Source organism: Brevundimonas sp. EYE_349 (assembly GCF_023147505.1).
Classification (GTDB): domain Bacteria; phylum Pseudomonadota; class Alphaproteobacteria; order Caulobacterales; family Caulobacteraceae; genus Brevundimonas.
In genome coordinates this window covers 1-1,219 of sequence record NZ_JAHXPB010000020.1, presented here as the reverse complement: position 1 = coordinate 1,219, position 1,219 = coordinate 1, and the positions used below count along the sequence as shown (strand labels likewise).

Below are 1,219 nucleotides of genomic sequence, written 5' to 3'. Positions count from 1 at the left end.
AAGTATAGAACAGGGCCGCCTGATCGACCCGCCGCTCGCCCATCATCACGCTGCCTCCGGTCTCAATGACCAGAGTGAATCAGCCCCTGAAGCCCGTGGCAATTGCCGACTTTTTCAACGGTATCGGTGGTTAGCGGACTTTTGGCATCAACATCGCAATCAAAACCTCGACGCGCTTTCCGATGAGAACGCAGGCAGCAACAATTACGGCGGCTAGCGACACGTTGAGGATCGAATCACGAAGCCCCAATGCAGAAGCTTCGACGAATGAGTAGCGGCGTATCCCTTCCTCATCAGATGTAAAAAACCATGTCCCGTAGTTTATTGAAGCGAAAACGAAGCAACCGATAGCCATAGTGGTAATTGCGGCCTTGAATTCGAGCCAATCTCGCATCTGGTCTCGACCCAACCAGACTGCTGCTAACAATCCAGGCATACCAAAAACCAGATAGTTAAACGCTATACCCAACCACAACATCCCAGCCAGTCGCAGGCCAGCAGCTTGCGCCGTCAAAGCCATGAGGTAGCTGAGACCAATGGGACAAATGACGAAGATTAAAAGCCGACGCATTGCGCCCCCATAAACGCTGAGACTGTCGAGGTCCGCAATGGGTCGTTTCCAGCCTTAGCGCCAGGCGCCGTTTTCAGCCTTAGCGCCAGGCGCCGGAAGCGGACCTAGGCGATTGTGCCCGACAGCAGACGCGACGAACGACGCCTAGGGGTGGAAAGCGGACATCGGTGCTAGGCATTCTTCGAGATCAGTAGTGGCTGTGACCCGAGGACACGATGGTCGCCAGCGCGTAAATTCCGATGCAGCTACCTGCTAACCCGACCGCGACTCCAATGATGCGTTGAGCCCTCGTCCTTCTCGGCCAAACAACAGCAAAGACGATTGGCACAAGGAATGCCACTCCGACGGAGGTGTTCATCGTCAGCTCGTCGGAGAGAAAAATGCCATCAACCACGAGGAGCCATACGGCCCCAACAATTGACGATGCGAGGCCGATGAAGAGGCAGCCCACATGCCAAACACTGATCCATTTCCGGCCGGTCATGGCAACAAGGCTACGCTTAATCTGAACGTCTGCAATGGGCGGATACAGTTGAAAAAGTCGGCTGGCTGACGGGACAACACGGCTGCGTGGTCGGGCTGTGACGGTGTTCGTGACGCTTCAGGCCTTCAGGCGGGCGCTGGGGCGATCTGCAGTGGGATCAAGCG

At 55.9% G+C, this 1,219-nt stretch carries 1 protein-coding gene; it reads left to right on the top strand.

Features of this window, described 5'->3' with window-relative positions; all coding sequences use genetic code 11:
* Positions 1 to 217: hypothetical protein (locus tag KZX42_RS17150; RefSeq protein ID WP_248121379.1), on the top strand; the 217-nt coding region annotated here is incomplete at its 5' end.
* Between the last annotated feature and the right edge of the window lie 1,002 nt (positions 218 to 1,219).